Source organism: Providencia zhijiangensis, assembly GCF_030315915.2.
Taxonomy (GTDB): domain Bacteria; phylum Pseudomonadota; class Gammaproteobacteria; order Enterobacterales; family Enterobacteriaceae; genus Providencia; species Providencia zhijiangensis.
Map to the genome: position 1 here is coordinate 2,987,703 of NZ_CP135990.1, position 15,157 is coordinate 3,002,859.

The window sequence follows — 15,157 nt, forward strand, 5'->3', positions numbered from 1 at the left end:
ATTCCTATTTTAGTCAAATTCTAATTCTACCTGCTCACTACCCAGCAGAGTTCGAAGGTCGTTCAGAAGGGGATCCACGGGTGTTACACGCCAAACAACGCCAAACTTAAGCTTAGCTCTGGCATCATCCTTCTGATAATACAAGTGAACCGGTATCGTGCCTGAACGGTGAGGTTCAAGCGCATTACGAAGCCGATTCAGTAATTGATCGTTAATCTGTTTATCGGACAGTGAAATTGCAAGGCCGCGCGCATACTTTTCCCTTGCTTCGCCGATATCCATCAATTCGCGCACTGTCATTTTATTACCACCATTGAAATCATCAAAGCTGACCTGACCGGTGGCAATTAAAATATTGTCTTTTTCCAACATATGTTGGTATTTATCCAGCGCATCTGAAAATAACATAATATCCAGACGACCGGAACGATCATCGAGCGTGCAAATCCCAATTCGGTTTCCACGTTTGGTTGTGATCACTTTGGCAGAGAGCACTAAACCTACCACAGTTGTCACTTGACCACGAGGGGTTGGGTTCACATCTTTCAATCTCAAACCATTTGTATAACGCTCTATCTCACTTAAGTATCGCGTTATTGGGTGACCTGTCAAATAGAGACCCAACGTTTCGCGCTCACCTTCTAGCACGACTTGCTCAGGCCACTTCGGCACACTCGCGTAAGAACTTTCAACCTGCTCTGGCGCTTCGGCAAGCACCCCAAACATATCCCCTTGCCCGATAGCTTCTGCTTTCGCATGCTGATCTGCCGCTTTTAATGCGTCTTCAAGGGATGACATCAAGGCTGCTCGGTGAGGACCTAAATGATCGAATGCCCCTGCCATGATCAGCTTTTCCATCACGCGGCGGTTGATCTTTTTAATATCCACGCGAGCACAAAGATCGAAAATTTCTTTAAAGATCCCACCTTGTTGGCGAGCTTCAATAATCGCTTCGATTGGCCCTTCACCAACGCCCTTAATTGCGCCGATGCCGTAAACTATCTCACCTTCATCATTCACATGGAAGTGATATAACCCACTATTGATATCTGGTGGCAATACTTTCAAGCCCATACGCCAACATTCATCGACCAGCCCGACTACTTTTTCCGTGTTATCCATATCCGCAGTCATTACTGCAGCCATAAATTCAGCCGGATAGTGGGCTTTTAGCCATAATGTTTGGTACGAAACCAGCGCATAGGCCGCGGAGTGTGATTTGTTAAATCCATAACCAGCGAATTTCTCCACCAAGTCAAAGATTTTCATCGACAATTCGCCATCTACCCCGTTTTTGATGGAACCTTCTTCAAAAACAGAGCGCTGTTTTGCCATCTCTTCAGGTTTCTTTTTACCCATCGCACGACGCAACATATCCGCGCCACCGAGGGTATAGCCTGCTAAAACCTGAGCAATCTGCATAACCTGTTCTTGGTATAGGATAATACCATAAGTTGGCTCTAGAACAGGTTTTAATGATTCGTGCTGCCAATTTACATCAGGATATGAGATCTCTTCGCGACCATGTTTACGGTCGATAAAGTTATCTACCATCCCCGATTGCAGCGGGCCTGGGCGGAATAGCGCCACCAGAGCGATCATATCTTCAAAACAGTCCGGTTGCAGACGTTTAATCAGATCCTTCATTCCTCGGGATTCTAATTGGAATACCGCCGTGGTTTCCGAGCGCTGCAACATATCGAAGCTTTTCTTATCCTGTAAAGGAATAGCTGCAATATCAATCGGTTCTAAATTTTTCTTGGCTCGACGGGCATTGATCATCTCCAATGCCCAGTTAATAATGGTTAGCGTACGCAGACCTAAGAAGTCGAATTTTACCAAGCCAGCATATTCGACATCGTTCTTATCGAATTGTGTAACGGGGTTATTACCTTCAGCATCGCAATAGAGCGGCGCAAAATCCGTAATTTTAGTTGGTGCAATAACTACCCCACCGGCGTGCTTACCGGCGTTACGCGTTACCCCTTCAAGCTTACGCGCCATATCGATTAGCGCTTTAACCTCTTCATCTGCTTCATAAATTTCAGGCAGCTGCGGTTCTGCTTCAAAGGCTTTTTCAAGGGTCATTCCCGGATCAGGGGGAACCAGTTTAGAAATTCGGTCAACGAAACCGTAAGGGTGACCCAGTACACGTCCCACGTCACGAATAACGGCTTTTGCAGCCATCGTACCAAAGGTAATAATCTGGGATACCGCGTCCCGCCCATACATTTGAGCAACGTGATCAATAACTTGGTCGCGTTTTTCCATACAGAAGTCAACGTCGAAGTCTGGCATTGATACCCGCTCTGGGTTCAAGAAACGCTCAAACAGTAGGTCAAGTTCAAGTGGGTCTAGGTCAGTGATTTTTAGAGCATAGGCCACTAAAGAACCCGCACCTGAGCCTCGTCCCGGACCAACAGGGACGCCGTTATCTTTCGACCACTGGATAAACTCCATCACGATCAAGAAGTAGCCAGGGAACCCCATTTGGTTGATAACGTTGAGTTCGATTTCCAAACGTTCATCATATTCAGGGCGTCTTTCTGCTCGAACTTTTTCATCTGGGAATAGGAATTTGAGGCGCTCTTCCAGACCTTCTTTTGAACGCATGACCAGAAAGTCTTCCGTTTCCATATCCCCTGTTGGGAATTTCGGTAGGAAATATTCACCAAGACGAATAGTGACGTTACAGCGCTTAGCAATCTCTACACTGTTTTCTAATGCTTCAGGGATGTCGGCAAACAGCTCGCACATCTCTTCTTCAGTACGTAAGTATTGCTGAGGACTATAATTTTTTGGACGCTTCGGATCGGCTAACGTGAATCCATCATGAATCGCGACACGAATTTCATGGGCATCAAAATCACTGCTTTCAATGAAACAGACATCGTTGGTTGCCACAACAGGCAGGCCACGCTGAGTTGCTAACTCGACAGCGGCATGTAGGTAGCTCTCTTCATCAGGTCGCCCAGTACGAATAAGCTCAAGATAGTAAGCATCTGGAAAATGGGTTTGATAAAACTCAAGGCTTTCATCCACTAACGCTTGATTGCCGCGCAGTAAAAATTGCCCCACATCTCCTTTTCGCCCGCCTGATAATAGGATTAAACCTTCTTTATGTTTGACAAGCCAATCCCGGTGAATCGTTGGGCCAATGGCGCCATAGCCTTTTTGGTATGCTTCGGAGATGAGTAAGGTGAGATTTTGATAGCCTTCGTTGTTGCGAGCTAGAACCGTTAAATGTGCAACCTCATCACCAAGTTGCTCACTTTCCATATAAAAATCAGCCCCAATGATTGGCTTGATACCCGCACCATGAGCCGCACCATAAAACTTCACTAACCCACAAAGGTTAGTAAAATCCGTGATGGCAAATGCAGGCATGCCCATGGCGGCGACTTTTTTCACTAATGGGCCGGTTTTTGCCAGCCCATCAATCATGGAGTAGTCACTGTGAACACGTAGATGAATAAAACGAGGAGAAGCCATTAACCTTATACCTATTTTTCTTATGCCGACTATTTAATGTCTAACGCACGTCTTACAGGCGCGAAGCTTTTACGGTGAAACTCGGTAGCGCCAAACTCAGCTAATTTTTCTAAATGATACGCTGTGGGATAGCCTTTGTGTTTCGCAAAACCATATTCAGGGAAAGCTTTATCAAGCTCGACCATTTCTCTGTCTCTGACCACTTTCGCCAGAATGGATGCAGCGCTGATCTCTTGGACTAAACTATCACCTTTAACAACGGCCTGTGATGGCATGGTCAGTTTAGGGCAGCGGTTACCATCGACTAAAACGAACTCTGGTTGAATGGAAAGGCCTTCTACCGCTCTTTGCATAGCTAACATTGTGGCATGCAATATATTCAATTGATCGATTTCTTCTGGTTCTGCGCGGCCAATACACCAACACAGCGCTTTTTCTTTGATCTCATCGAACAGCTTTTCACGCTTTTTTTCGCTCAGTTTTTTTGAGTCCGCAAGCCCTTCAATCGGATTGTTGGGGTCTAAAATCACAGCAGCGGTCACGACGGCACCGACAAGCGGTCCACGTCCCACTTCATCAACGCCAGCAATTAAGTTGGCTTTTGGGTATATAAATTCCATTATTTTCTAACCAAATCTAATACAGCATCAGCGGCTTGTTGGTCTGCATCACAACGAATCAGTTGATGCAATTGTAAGAAAGTTTCCTTCAGCGCATCGACTTGCTCTCCGCCTTCCAACAATGGAAGTAACTGGTCTGCAAGTTGCTGTGGCTGGCACTCTTCTTGGAGTAATTCTTTCACGATTTCTTTCCCTGCCAATAAATTTGGCAAAGAAACATAAGGCGTTTTGACTAAGCGCTTGGCAAGCCAGAATGTGAAGGGCTTCATGCGATAACCCACTACCATTGGGCATTTGGTTAGCATACATTCTAAGGCAGCAGTGCCCGAAGCGAGTAATGTCGCATCTGCTGCGGTCATTGCATCACGAGCCTGTCCATCCAGAATATGGACATTCAACTCTGGAGCAACCTGTTGTTTTATCTCATCGAATTGCTGGCGTCGTTTCTGATTTACCAAAGGCACTACAATATGTAGATCGGTAAAGTGGCTACTTAATAGTGTAGCGGTTTTTAAGAAATCAGCACTGAGCATTTCGACTTCAGAATGGCGGCTTCCCGGTAACAATGCTAAACATTTTGCAGTCGTGGGGATATTTAAACGCTCACGCGCAGCCTGTTTATCAGGATTTAAGGGGATTGAGTCTGCCATAGTGTGCCCGATAAAACGGCAAGGGACATCAAAACGGTCATAAAATGCTTTCTCAAACGGGAGAAATGCCAAGACTAAATTTGTGGAACGACCAATTTTGAATACGCGTTTTTGGCGCCATGCCCATACCGATGGGCTGACATAATGGATAGTTTTGATACCTTTTGATTTTAAACGACCTTCAAGGGTGATATTAAAATCAGGCGCGTCAATACCAACAAATACATCAGGTTGTAACTCAGTAAAACGCTGAGTTAGATCTTTACGGATGGATAATAAACGCGGTAAACGACCGAGGACTTCAACAATCCCCATGACGGCGAGCTCTTCCATTTCATACCAAGCTTCACAACCTTCTGCTTGCATGAGTGGGCCAGCAACACCAACAAAACGGGCATTGGGAATTTGTTGTTTTAAAGCGCGGATGAGCCCAGCGCCTAAGATATCACCAGAGGTTTCTCCGGCAACAAGGCCAATAGTAAGTGGGCGGTTGCTATTCACCAAAATTCGCTCCTTATTAAAGGCCTTTTCTTGTGTTCATCTACAGCAGCAAAAGTTAACGAATAATTCCGCGCTTAGATTGTGCTGAGTCTTCTAAGAAATCACTAAATACTTTGACGTGTTCGTCAGTTTTTGCCATTTCAGCAATTTCTTCACGTGCTTCTTCTAAAGATTTCCCTGAACGATATAACGTTTTGTAAGCGTTACGAATAGCGTGCAGAGATTCTTTTTCAAAACCACGGCGTTTTAAACCTTCAAGGTTTAAACCAAATGGAGTTGCATGGTTGCCCTGTGCAATAACGTATGGAGGTACGTCTTGTGCAACACCAGAGCATCCACCGACCATTACGTGCGCACCAATCTGACAGAATTGATGCACCGCAGTCATACCACCAATAATAGCGAAATCACCAAGAGTGACGTGACCACCTAACGTTCCGTTATTCGCGATAATACAGCGGTTACCAATGATGCAGTCATGCGCAATATGGACGTTAACCATCAGTAAATTATCATTACCAATTTTAGTTAGATCGCCACCTTGTGTGGTTCCACGGTGGATAGTCACACTTTCACGGATGCGGTTACGGTCGCCAATCTCAACGCGAGTTGGCTCACCTTGGTATTTCAGGTCTTGGTTAATTTCACCAATCGAAGCAAATTGAAAAATAACGTTGTCACGACCAATTTTCGTGTGTCCGTTGACAACAACGTGAGATTTCAGCTCAGTACCTTCACCAATTTCAACATTAGCGCCGATATAGCAAAAAGGACCAATGCGAACATTGGCACCAATAATAGCTCCATCTTCTACAATAGATGAGGGATGAACATAGGCAGTTTTGTCAATCATATCAGACCTCACGACGACGGGCGCACATCATTTCTGCTTCGCAGGCCACTTCTCCATCAACTTTTGCAACACCTTTAAAACGTGCAACACCGCGACGTTCTTTGATAAATTCAACTTCCAGGATCATTTGGTCTCCTGGCAGAACGGGACGTTTAAAGCGTGCGTTATCAATCGCTGCAAAATAATACAATTCGCCAGGTTCAAGTTTGCCTACGCTTTTAAACGCAAGGATACCCGTAGCCTGAGCCATTGCTTCTAAAATTAAAACACCCGGGAAAATTGGTTTGCTAGGGAAATGTCCCTGAAAGAATGGCTCGTTAAAAGAGACGTTCTTTACCGCGCGCAAAGATTTACCTTCTTCAAAATCCAATACACGGTCAACCAAAAGGAATGGGTAACGGTGCGGAAGTAGTTCTAAGATTTCTTCTATATTCAGAGTATGATTATCACTCATCGAAATACTCTTCCTGTCTATTAATACTATCTAATTAATGAATCGGCCCGCTTTAACTCAAGGGTGAGTTAACAGGCAGGCCGGAAAAAACGTAACTCAAGAAACTATTTTAGCTTGAATTACCAAATAATTACTGATTTTTTTGATTTTGGCTATCTAATTCACGTTCAAGTGTCTTTAGACGCTTATTCATCTCATTGATGCTTAAGACTAAAGCCGCGGTTTTACGCCATGCTTTATTCGGCTGTAAAGGAATACCGGAAGAGTAAACTCCTGGCTCAGTAATTGGTCGCATGACCATTCCCATACCTGTTACGGTAACCTTGTCACAGATTTCCATATGACCATTGATAACACTGGCTCCGCCAATCATACAATAGCGACCGATTTTTAAACTACCAGCCATGATGACGCCACCCGCAACTGCGGTATTATCGCCTATTGTTACATTGTGCGCAATTTGGCATTGGTTATCGATGATAACGCCATTACCAATGACTGTGTTATCTAATGCGCCACGGTCAATTGTTGTACACGCGCCGATCTCAACACGAGACCCGATGATCACGGTACCTAATTGTGGGATCTTGATCCAATTACCACGATCGTTGGCATAACCAAAGCCATCAGAACCGATCACTGTACCTGACTGGATCAAGCAACTTTCACCAATCTCAACATGATGGTAAACACTGACATTCGCCCATAAACGAGTGCCTGCACCAATGCGGGTATTTTTACCAATAAAACAACCTGCACCAATCACAACGTTATCGCCTAGCACAACGCCACTTTCGATAACAGCATTCGCGCCAATTGCAACATTCTGGCCAAGCTGGGCATCATCAGCGATAACCGCTGACGCATGGATATTCTCAGCAGGAGCTGGAGTGGTATCCATAATTTGCGCCATATGCGCATAAGCAAGATAAGGATTATCTACAACCAGTGCAGCAACCTTACAAGCACTCAGATCTTTTTCAGTTAATACCACAGCAGCAGCTTGGCAATCTGCCAACTTATCGCTGTAACGGCTATCAGATAAAAAAGTAATCTGCTGATTGTTCGCTGAATACATCGGTGCAATACCGGTGATGACGATATCGCCATCACCGTGTAACTGTGCATTCAACTGCTGAGCGAGGTCAGCTAATCGAATTGAAGACATCTATTATTTAACCTGTTTTTGAACCTGACTGGTGATATCGATACCATCTTTTGCATACGCAACCGCGTTTGCATCGATAACAACGTCATAGCCTTCTTTCGCTGCAACAGATTTAATAGAATCTTGGATACGGCTCAGGATCTTATTACGCTCTTCAGCTTGACGACGACGGTTGTCTTCTTCAAATTTTTGAGCTTTCTCAGCGAACTGGTCACGTTTAGTGATTAATTCTTTTTCCTGCTTTTCACGATCGCTAGTGCTCATAGTCGCACCGTCACGACGCAGTTTTTCTACGCGTGATTGCAGATCTTTTTCCAGATTCTGCAGTTCAGTAGCACGGCTTTTGAATTCACTCTCAAGCTGTTTAGCAACGGCTTCACGAGCAGGCATGTTTTGGAAAACTTCGCCAACATTCACGATAGCGATTTTTTCAGCATACGCACCCGCAGACATTGCTAAAGCAATACTCACACCCGCTGCACACAACAATTTTTTCACACTAAACTCCTTAACCCATTCTTATGGCTGGAAATTTTGGTAGCCCTCATTATTTTATGAGGGCTGATTTCGATAGAGACTGAATTATTACCAAGTTCTACCAATATTAAATTGGAACTGTTCTGATTTGTCGCCTTCGTAATCCTTGATAGGTTGCGCATAGGAGAAGACCAGAGGCCCAAGTGGCGAAATCCACTGTAAAGCAATACCCGTAGAAACACGGACGTTAGTTGCTGTACCGTAGTCAGGCATACCTGCACGCCATGCTGGGTTAATGCTGTTCCAGTTGGTATCCCATACGGTTCCCGCATCTACAAACAGAGATGTACGGATCGTATTCGCATATTTTTCATCGATAAATGGCGTTGGTGTAATCAACTCAAATGAACCTGCATACATCGCATTACCACCAACCGCATCGCTGGATGGGCTACCTGGCTCAGGACCATCTTTGCCATCTACATTCTTCAGATATACAGCTTTCGGACCGATATTATTTGAACGGAAACCACGGATGGTACTAGAGCCCCCTGCATAGAAGTTCTCATAGAATGGCATTTGTTTGCTACCAATTCCATCACCATAACCCGCCTGTGCACGACCTAATACAACCCATGTTTCATCATCATTTAATGGGACGTATTGGGCGGTATCAAAACGCAGTTTGTAGTATTCGTTATCAGAACCAGGGATTGTCACTTTACCTGAAACGCTAGTTTTGTTACCCGATGTTGGGAAGAAACCACGGTTTAAGGAGTTATAAGTCCAACCTAAATTCAGTGTAAAGTCATCCGCTCTGAAGCTTTCTTTGTTACGACCATCTTTAGTCACCGGTGGGTTTTCACCCATAGATTGTAGATAATCCCACATTGCAGCTTGAGCACGCATGTCAGACAGGTCGTTATGAACATAACCCGCACCAATACGGAAGGAGTTATTTTCATTGAATGGGAAGCTTAATGTACTATCTAAACCATACGTTTTGTTGTTATAGCCAGATAAGTCCGCATCTTTCGCACTAAAGTCGTTATAGAAGATACGTCCACCCAGACTCACACCGTTAACAGTGAAGTAAGGGTCTGTCATTGAAAACTCGACGTTTGTTGAGTAGTCATTTCGGCTAGCGTTAATGCCAACCGCATTACCTGTACCCAACCAGTTATCCTGAGTGACACCGACTTGGAAGCTCACGCCACTTTCAGTACCAAAACCAACACCAAAGTTCATTGAACCGGTATTACGTTCTTTAACTTTATAGATAACATCAACTTGGTCTGGGCTACCCGGAATACGCTGAGTTTCAACATCAACGGTTTCGAAGAAACCAGTACGGTTTAGACGCTCTTTACCTAATTCAACTAAATCGTTACCTAACCAAGCACCTTCCATTTGACGCATTTCACGGCGTAAAACGGAATCTTTACTGGTATCGTTACCTTGGAAACGAATTTGACGAACATAGAAACGGTTACCTGCATCCACGTTAACATGCAGTTTAACTGTCTTATCAGCATCATTAATCTCTGGCTGAGTCATTACACGCGGATAGGCGTAACCATAGCGACCAAACAGGTCTTTAATTTGGTTTTCCATCTGAGTCACTTGCGCACCATTGTATAACTCACCTGGTGTGATGGTGATCAGCTCTTGGATATCCGCTAAATGCTCTGCCGTATTACCATTAACGTCCACGCCAGAAATCTTATATTGATCTCCTTCAGTGACATTAATCGTAATGTAGATATCTTTTTTGTCTGGTGTCAGACTCACTTGCGTTGAGTCAATATTGAAACGTGCATAACCACGATCAAGGTAGAAACTGCGCAGGGTTTCTAAGTCACCCGCCAATTTTTGTTTTTGATATTTTTGGTCAGCCGCCAGGTTCCACCATGGCACATCGTCACGCAATTGGAGTTTGTTCACCAATTCCGCTGTTGAGTAGTTTTTATTACCCACAATGTTGATCTGCTGGATTTTTGCAGACACGCCTTCAGAGAACACAAATTTTAAATCCACGCGGTTACGTGGTAATGGCGTGACCACCGCTTTTACTGTCGCGTTGTATTTACCAACACTGTAATAAAAGTCCTCTAAACCTTTTTCAATATTCGCAATTTTAGTGCGGTCTAATGCTTCACCCACACGGACATTGGATGCTTCCAAGTTCTGCTTTAGCATGTCATCTTTTACAGATTTATTACCTGTAAAAGTGATACTCGCGATGGTTGGTCGTTCTTTAACTTGAACGATCAGAGTATTTCCATCACGCAGGACCCTAACATCTTCGAAGTTACCTGTAGAGAATAGTGAGCGAATCGAACGACTAATATCTTCGTTATCGATTGAATCCCCGACCCTGACAGGCATGTTCAATAATGCTGCACCAACGGCGACGCGTTGTAGACCTTCGAAACGAATGTCTTTAACTACGAATCCGTCTGAACCGTATGCAGTGGCGCTACCTAAAAGCAGCGACGCTATGAGCAACTTTTTCATCGCCATCGTTGTTATGCGTATTCCTTACTGGTCCCAAGCTTACAAAATTAGAAGCGAGAGAAATCATTAAAAAGTGCAAGTCCCATTAACAGAATCAATGCCATTGCACCAATTCGAAAACTAAAGTCTTGTACTCGCTCAGACACTGGACTCCCTTTAATTTTTTCAATTAATAAGAAGAGTAAGTGCCCCCCATCTAACACAGGCAATGGAAATAGATTGATGATGCCTAAGTTCACGCTAATCAGCGCAATAAACATCAGATAATATACCAAGCCTGACTCTGCCGAAACCCCCGCACCTTTTGCGATAGATACCGGCCCGCTCAAGTTATTGAGTTTGACATCCCCAACAACCAGTTTACCCATCATATTGACTGTCAGTTTCATCAACTGCCAAGTCTTGCCGCTAGCTTGAAATAGTGCAGATACAGGGTTGTATTGCTGCACTATTTTATATTCATCAGCTAGCGGTAATACAGTTAGTTCGACACCTGCAACGCCAAAACGCTCACCTTTTTTACCTTCCTGAACATCAGGAACTAAGGTTAAATCAATCAATGTCGAATTACGTTGTACGGCTAATTTTAATGGTGTCCCCGGATTATTTCGGATTATTCTCGTCACTGGATTCCAAGTATCCAGTAGCTCTCCGTTGACACTGATAATTCTATCTCCCGGTTTTAAACCGGCACGCTCGCCCGCTAAGCCTTCCGTCACTTTATGGATGACAGGGGCAACCTTCGCAGACACTGGCATAATCCCTATTGATAAAATAGGATCCTGCTTTTCAGGATCAAACTGCCATGCGCTTAAATCTACTGTTTTAGAAACCGGCTCATTATATCCTTGAGGTAAAACTTGTGCAGTAAATTCCCTATCACCAATTTTACTCACTAGTGCTAAACGAACTGAATTCCAATCAGGTGTTTCGATACCGTCTATCGATTTTAGTTCCATCTGAGGCTCAAAATTTGCCTCAGCAGCAATGGAATTTGGCTTAATGTTATCAATGACTGGGCGAACAGACGGAATCCCAATCATAAAGACAATCCAGTAGACAACAATAGCTAGCAAAAAGTTCGCAAGAGGCCCCGCGCTGATAATGGCGGCACGTTGTCCAACGGTCTTATTATTGAAAGCTAAATGACGGCGTTCTGGGCTTACTTCACCAACACGTTCATCGAGCATTTTGACGTAGCCACCAAGCGGGATCAACGCTAAAACAAATTCTGTCCCATGTTTATCGACTTTACGCCATAGCGTTTTACCAAACCCTATAGAGAATTTTTCAACGTAAACACCGCAACGGCGTGCGACCCAATAATGCCCAAATTCGTGCACTGTAATCAGCACACCAATCGCAATAATAAACGCCGCTAAGCTCCAAATAAATCCCATTAATCTTCCTAAAGACCAAAACCGTTAAAAACTAACAAATTCAGCCCTGCAAATACAGGGATTGCCGCAGTTAGACTATCAATTCTATCGAGTATCCCACCGTGACCTGGAATTAAATGGCTACTGTCTTTAATACCGGATTGGCGCTTAAACATACTCTCTGTTAAGTCACCGAACACCGATACTACAACAACAATAATTGAAGTCACTAGTAAATAATCTGGCATTGCAGGGATTGGTGCATATAAGCTAAATAACCATGAGATAATTCCAGCGGTAATTAAACCACCTATTAACCCTTCCCATGTTTTCCCCGGAGAAACTTTTGGTGCCATTTTATTGCGACCAATCGTACGTCCAAATGCATAAGCACCAGAGTCAGCCCCCCACACCAATAACATAACGTAGAGTAACCACCATGCCCCTACAGAAGTATCAGCTTGGTAACCAATGGTTCTTAATACCATCATGCCACTATAGAAAGGCACGATAGTTAATACGCCAAACAATAAGCGAATGATGACCGATTTACCCCATGAGGCAGAAGCTGGGTATGTCACAACCAATAAAATGGCGGCAATCCACCAGATTAAACCCGCCCATAGGCTATATAAAATAAACGGAGAACTTGAAAGTGCGGTCATGTCTGGTAAAGAAAATTGAATTGCGAGTAATACCGCCGCAAATACAACCGCTAAACCGATACGTTTAGTTTGTGAATGCCATCCTGCAAATTGCGCCCATTCCCATGCGCCCAACGCACAGACTGCGATCACCACTAAACCGAAATTTGCTGGGGACAGTAAAAAAAGTGCAGCTATAACAATTGGAATTAAAATCACCGCAGTGAGTAAACGATACTTCAGCACATCCATCCCCTTTTATTTGACGAGTTCGTCATCTGATTCTGCTCCACCATAGCGCCGTTCTCGCTTGCTAAAAGCATCGACTGCATCCTGAAACACCATTTCATCAAAATCTGGCCATAAAACGTTGGTGAAATAAAATTCCGCATAAGCAACCTGCCATAACAAGAAATTACTAATGCGATGTTCTCCACCTGTACGGATCACCAAATCGACACACTCTTGGTCATGCATACAAACATGGTCGCTAATCGTACTTTCAGTTACGTCATCAATAGATAACTCACCACGACTCACTTTTTCATAAACTTGTTTAACGCTATTAACAATATCCCAGCGTCCACCGTAGTTAGCGGCAATATTCAGTTGTAAACCTGTGTTACCTGCGGTTAATGCTTCCGCTTTATCAATTCTTTTTCTTAAGGTTTCACTAAAGCGACTAACATCACCAATAATTTTCAGTTTTACGTTATTTTTATGCAGGTTTTTGACTTCATTATCTAATGCAAAAACAAACAGATCCATCAACGAACTGACTTCTTTTTCTGGTCTTTTCCAATTTTCACTGCTGAATGCGTAAAGTGTCAGGGAACGAATATTATTCTTTACTGCAAAACGCACAGAACTACGTACAGATTCAACACCTGCTCGATGACCAGTAATTCTGAATTTTCCTCTCTGTTTTGCCCATCGCCCATTACCATCCATAATGATGGCAACATGCTTAGGCATCATAGAATCAGAGAGATTTTCACCACTAGAGTTCATTAAATGTTAATCCTTGTCTGTACTACTTGGGAAATCTGACTCAATCATAACTCTTATGATTATAATTGCTGATAAGACACATCCTTAATATGCTTATTGTTGATAAGCTTTCTATTCTCAACACGCCACATATTAAAGATATATTATAGTTATCAGCAACTAAATAAATCACATATCAAGATTAAAATTCTTGAGCAATTAGCTGAGCTGCTTCACGACGAGCACAAGCATCGATTTCTAAGACCTCGTCAATGGACGTGGGTTCCGAAAAATCTAATTTATCCATAATCTTGTGATTGATTTTTGCAATATCTGTAAAGCGAATTTTCTCTTCTAAGAAAGCACCGACAGTAATTTCATTCGCGCCATTTAATACGGTAGTCGCCGCTTGCCCTTGGTGACATGCATCAATAGCCAGTTTCAGACAAGGATAACGTTGGTAATCAGGCTCCACAAAAGTCAGCGAAGATAACGTAGTGAAATCCAAAGGCTTAGCGCCCGACATAATGCGCTGAGGATAGGCCATGCTGTACGAAATTGGCGTGCGCATATCCGGCGTTCCTAACTGGGCGATAACACTCCCATCACGGTAGCGAACCATAGAATGGATCACAGATTGAGGGTGAATAATTACCTCCATCTGCTTTTCGTTAGCATTAAAGAAATAGCAGGCCTCAATATATTCCAGACCTTTATTCATCATAGTCGCGGAGTCTACCGAGATTTTGCGCCCCATAGACCAATTAGGATGATTACATGCCTCATCAGGTGTCACCTGGTCAAAGTAAGATAACGGCGTATCTCTAAATGGCCCACCAGACCCAGTTAATACGATGCTGGAAATCCCAGAAGCCGTCAGGTCGGCAAAGCCTAAATTCAATTGAATTTCTTCAGGTAAGCTTTGAAAAATCGCGTTATGCTCGCTATCAATCGGAAAAACTGTCGCTTGGTGCTCTCGAATCGCATTAAAGAATAAACGGCCACTGGTAATCAGAGACTCTTTATTCGCTAATAATATTCTTTTCCCTTTGCGGATTGCAGACAACGTTGGGAGTAGCCCCGCCACGCCAGTAATGGCAGACATCACTTGATCCGCTTCATCCAATCCAGCAAGTTCAATTGCAGATTCTGTACCGGATAAAACCTCTGTTTTGCAGTTATTTTCCGTCAGAATAGTGCGTAACGCTTTCGCTGCGCTTTCGTCAGCCATTGAGACATACTTAGGATTAAATTCAAGGCATTGGCTTGCCATCTCAGTCACATTTTTACCTGCGACTAATGCAAGAATTTGGAATTGATCAGGATTTTGACGAACAACAGAAAGTGTACTTGTACCGATTGAACCTGTAGAACCCAGGATAGTAAGACGTTTCATAGTGATCAGATACTCT

Annotated in this window: 12 protein-coding genes; all 12 read right to left on the reverse strand. The window is 43.7% G+C overall.

What is annotated here, in order from left to right; genetic code table 11:
• Positions 1–9 precede the first annotated feature (9 nt).
• The gene (gene dnaE / locus QS795_RS13635; protein ID WP_154627644.1) at positions 10–3,492 is read right to left on the reverse strand and encodes a DNA polymerase III subunit alpha; all 3,483 of its coding nucleotides are present in this window, start codon (positions 3,490–3,492) and stop codon (positions 10–12) included.
• A 29-nt stretch (positions 3,493–3,521) separates the two neighbouring features.
• Complete coding sequence (gene rnhB, locus QS795_RS13640) at positions 3,522–4,112, reverse strand: ribonuclease HII (protein WP_154603340.1); 591 nt, start codon at positions 4,110–4,112, stop codon at positions 3,522–3,524.
• A complete protein-coding gene (gene lpxB / locus QS795_RS13645; RefSeq protein WP_286270643.1) occupies positions 4,112–5,266 on the reverse strand; it encodes a lipid-A-disaccharide synthase in 1,155 nt (384 codons plus the stop codon). Before lpxB ends, rnhB begins: the two co-directional genes overlap by 1 nt.
• A 52-nt stretch (positions 5,267–5,318) precedes the next feature.
• On the reverse strand, positions 5,319–6,116 hold the full coding sequence (gene lpxA, locus QS795_RS13650) for an acyl-ACP--UDP-N-acetylglucosamine O-acyltransferase (RefSeq protein WP_286270642.1): 798 nt from the start codon (positions 6,114–6,116) through the stop codon (positions 5,319–5,321).
• Between the two features lies 1 nt (position 6,117).
• Positions 6,118–6,570, reverse strand: coding sequence for a 3-hydroxyacyl-ACP dehydratase FabZ (fabZ, locus tag QS795_RS13655; RefSeq protein WP_006658399.1), 453 nt, complete (start codon positions 6,568–6,570; stop codon positions 6,118–6,120).
• Between the two features lie 130 nt (positions 6,571–6,700).
• Positions 6,701–7,738: a UDP-3-O-(3-hydroxymyristoyl)glucosamine N-acyltransferase gene (lpxD, locus tag QS795_RS13660; protein ID WP_108478502.1), complete on the reverse strand. Its 1,038-nt coding sequence runs from the start codon at positions 7,736–7,738 to the stop codon at positions 6,701–6,703.
• 3 nt (positions 7,739–7,741) lie between these two features.
• Positions 7,742–8,236 carry a molecular chaperone Skp gene (gene skp / locus QS795_RS13665; protein WP_036956365.1) on the reverse strand — a complete coding sequence of 165 codons (495 nt, stop codon included), beginning with the start codon at positions 8,234–8,236 and terminating at the stop codon, positions 7,742–7,744.
• Positions 8,237–8,323: 87 nt separating this feature from the next.
• Entirely contained in the window at positions 8,324–10,738 is a 2,415-nt protein-coding gene (gene bamA / locus QS795_RS13670; protein WP_286270639.1) for an outer membrane protein assembly factor BamA, read from the reverse strand.
• Positions 10,739–10,779: 41 nt separating this feature from the next.
• Positions 10,780–12,132: a sigma E protease regulator RseP gene (gene rseP, locus QS795_RS13675; protein WP_318626539.1), complete on the reverse strand. Its 1,353-nt coding sequence runs from the start codon at positions 12,130–12,132 to the stop codon at positions 10,780–10,782.
• A gap of 8 nt (positions 12,133–12,140) precedes the next feature.
• Positions 12,141–13,007: a phosphatidate cytidylyltransferase gene (cdsA, locus tag QS795_RS13680; protein WP_154599812.1), complete on the reverse strand. Its 867-nt coding sequence runs from the start codon at positions 13,005–13,007 to the stop codon at positions 12,141–12,143.
• A 6-nt stretch (positions 13,008–13,013) separates the two neighbouring features.
• The gene (gene uppS / locus QS795_RS13685; protein ID WP_036956360.1) at positions 13,014–13,766 is read right to left on the reverse strand and encodes a polyprenyl diphosphate synthase; all 753 of its coding nucleotides are present in this window, start codon (positions 13,764–13,766) and stop codon (positions 13,014–13,016) included.
• Positions 13,767–13,947: 181 nt separating this feature from the next.
• On the reverse strand, positions 13,948–15,141 hold the full coding sequence (gene ispC / locus QS795_RS13690) for a 1-deoxy-D-xylulose-5-phosphate reductoisomerase (protein ID WP_154603344.1): 1,194 nt from the start codon (positions 15,139–15,141) through the stop codon (positions 13,948–13,950).
• Positions 15,142–15,157 lie beyond the last annotated feature (16 nt).